Genomic DNA, 2,907 nt, shown 5'->3' with positions numbered 1-2,907 from the left:
GGTCCAGCGCACTGGTGGGCTCGTCCGCGACGCCGCCGAGCTCGCGCATCTCGACCCCGCGCTGCTCGACCGCCGTCCCTCCGAGGTCTCCGGCGGTCAGGCGCAGCGCGCCGCCATCGCCCGCGCCCTCGCTGTGAGCCCCGCGGTGCTCGTCGCCGACGAGCCGACCAGCGCGCTCGACCCCACGACGGCCCGTTCGGTCTCGACAGCGCTGCTGTCCAGCGCCGTCGACGCCGGCGTCGCCCTGCTGCTGGTCACCCACGACCCCGAGATCGCCGCCCGCTGCACGAGGACGATGACCATCGTCGCGCCGGAGCGGACCTCAGAACCCCGAAGAAGGAAGACCCACCGATGACCCGTTCACGACTCCGCTCCACCCTGCTGGCCGTATCGCTCGCCGGCGCCCTGTGCCTCACCGGATGCTTCTCGGCCCCCGCGGGCGACGCCCATGCCGGCACCGATGACCGCATCGCCGTCGCGCACATGCAGCCGCCGCGATCGGGGCTCAGCCCGCTGAGCGACGACGCGTTCAAGCTGTCCCGCTGGTCGACCTCCGAGACGCTCGTCGTGCTCGACGAGGTCGGCGACGCGCTGCCCGGCCTCGCCGAGGAGTGGGACCGGGAGGGCGAGCTCACTTGGCACTTCCGCATCCGTGGCGGTGTCACGTTCCACAACGGCGAGGAGCTCACCGCGGATGCCGTCGTGAACTCCCTGCAGCACGCGATCGACGCGACCCCCGTGCCGCGCATCCTCAACGGCACGGAGCTGATCGTCGAGGTCGAGGGCGCCGACGGCGTGCGCATCACCACGGCGGCACCGGATCCGCTGCTGCCGCAGCGCCTGTCCAGCCCCCAGCTGGCGATCTTCGCCCCCGAGGCCTACACCGCCGGCGGCGTGAATCCGATGGGCACCGGCACCGGTCCGTTCGAGCTGGTCGCCGTCGACGGCGTCACCGGTGCGACCCTGGACCGCTACGACGACTACTGGGGCGAGCCCGCCCTGGCATCCGGCATCGACGTCACCTTCGTACCGGACGGCACCGCCCGCGCGGCGGCCCTGCGCACCGGCACCGCCGACATCGTGGAGGCGATCCCCGCAGGCCAGGCGGCCGCCATCGATCAGGATCTGCTCACGGAGGTTCCGATGCCCCGCACCAACACCCTGTACCTGAACACCGAGAGCGGGCCGTTCGTCGACCCGGCCGTGCGCGCCGCAGCCCGCGAGGCCATCGATCGCGCGGCGATCGTCGCCTCGGTCTACGAGGGGCGTGCGGACGTCGCCGAGGGGCTGCTCGGTCCCGCGCTGCCGTACGCGGCCGGCTTCCGCGACGACGCGGACTACCAGCAGGCGCTCGCCGGACGAGCGGAGCCGGTGAAGGTCGACGGGGTGAAGATCACGCTCGGGACCTTCACCGACCGCGCCGAGCTCCCCGAAGTCGCCGTGATGCTCGAGCAGCAGCTCGAGGCTGCCGGTTTCGACGTGCAGCAGGACGTCCGCGAGTACCAGTACATCGAGGCCGACGCGCTCGACGGCGCCTTCGACGCCTTCATCCTCTCGCGCGCCACCGTGCTCGACTCCGGCGACCCGGTCGCCTACCTCGCCTCCGACTTCACCTGCGACGGCGGATTCTCGATCTCGCAGCTGTGCGCGGGCGCGGTGGATGAGGCGATCGCGAAGGCGTCCGAGACGGATGCCGGCGAGGAGCGCCAGCACGCGATCATGCTCGCCGAGGCGCTCGTCCTCGGCACGGACGCCGCCGTCCCGCTGCTGCACGAGCGCGTCATCCAGGGCGAGTCGGCGCGTGTGCACGACGCCGTGCGCGATCCGCGCGAGCGCCTGCTCGTCGTCGCCGACACCCATCTCGACGCCGACTGACCGCCCGCGGAGCGACCTCGATCGCCGCAAGACCGCCGAAAGCACAAGGAGCACCGTGCGTCACAGCAACGCGCTGGGAACCGTCTCGCGCATCCTCAGCGGACTCGTCCTGCTGCTCGTCGCCGGGGCGCTGCCCTGGCTGTCCCGCCTCGATCCCGCAGCCGCCGTGCTGCGCGCCCGGTACGCCGAGCTCGAGCCGACCCCCGAGGCCCTCGCGGCCATCCGGGTCGAGCTCGGGCTCGACGGCGGGCCCGTCGTCACGAGCCTGCGCTGGTGGGCCGGCGTCGTGCGCGGCGACCTCGGCCGCTCGTGGGTGAGCGGCGGGGAGATCGGCCCCGGCGTCTGGAGCGCGCTGGGCGTCTCGGCGACGCTCACCCTGTTCGCGATCGTCGTCGCGCTGGCGATCGCTGCGGCCCTCGTCGCGCCGGTCGCGGTGCGGGTGCTCCGCGATCAGCCGCAGCGCGGCTCCGGCCCCGTCGGCGTCGCACTCACTGCGCTGCCGGAGTTCCTGCTCGCCAGTGCGCTGCTGGTGGTCGTCGCCGTCCAGCTGCGGTGGCTGCCCCCGTACGGCTGGACGGGCCTGGACACCGCGATACTGCCTTCGCTCGCGCTCGGCATCCCGGCCGGCGGGCTTCTCGGGCGGCTGCTCTCGGATGCCGTCGCCGGCGTCGCGGAGGAGCGCTGGGTGCACGTGTGGCGGCTGGCCGGAGCGCCGCGCCGCGTCATCCTCGTCGGCGTGCTCCGCCGCGCGGCCGCCGGCGTCGTCGATCAGCTCGGACTGGCCCTCATCGGTCTGCTGGGCGGGGCGGTCGCGGTGGAGCAGGTGTTCGCCATCCCGGGACTGGGACGCTACCTGCTCGGATCCGCGAATGCCCAGGACATCCCCGCCCTCCAGGCGGGCGTCCTGCTGATGGCGCTCGCCGCGGTGCTCGTCGGGGTGCTCACGACCCTCGCTCGACGCGCGCTGCGCGGCGGCCCGCTGCCGCCCGGCTCGCTGCCGGCTTCGCCGGAGGCGCGCACCGACGGCCGGGT

General features: G+C 73.8%; 3 protein-coding genes. All 3 read left to right on the top strand.

Features of this window, described 5'->3' with window-relative positions:
* Positions 1-355: ATP-binding cassette domain-containing protein (locus QM568_RS01285; RefSeq protein WP_415135017.1), on the top strand; the 355-nt coding region annotated here is incomplete at its 5' end.
* Entirely contained in the window at positions 352-1,875 is a 1,524-nt protein-coding gene (locus tag QM568_RS01280) for an ABC transporter substrate-binding protein (protein WP_415135015.1), read from the top strand. The genes QM568_RS01285 and QM568_RS01280, both read left to right, overlap by 4 nt.
* A 55-nt stretch (positions 1,876-1,930) precedes the next feature.
* Positions 1,931-2,907, top strand: a 977-nt coding sequence (locus QM568_RS01275; protein WP_415135013.1) for an ABC transporter permease, incomplete at its 3' end; no start/stop codon positions are given.

Source organism: Microbacterium sp., from assembly GCF_047607465.1.
GTDB lineage: Bacteria > Actinomycetota > Actinomycetes > Actinomycetales > Microbacteriaceae > Microbacterium.
Note: the sequence above shows the minus strand (reverse complement) of the source record. Positions and strands in the feature narration are given on the sequence as shown.

Bases quoted from the DNA above. Each gene is read 5' to 3' on its own strand.
- QM568_RS01280 (WP_415135015.1), top strand. From the start codon at position 352: ATGACCCGTTCACGACTCCGCTCCACCCTGCTGGCCGTATCGCTCGCC.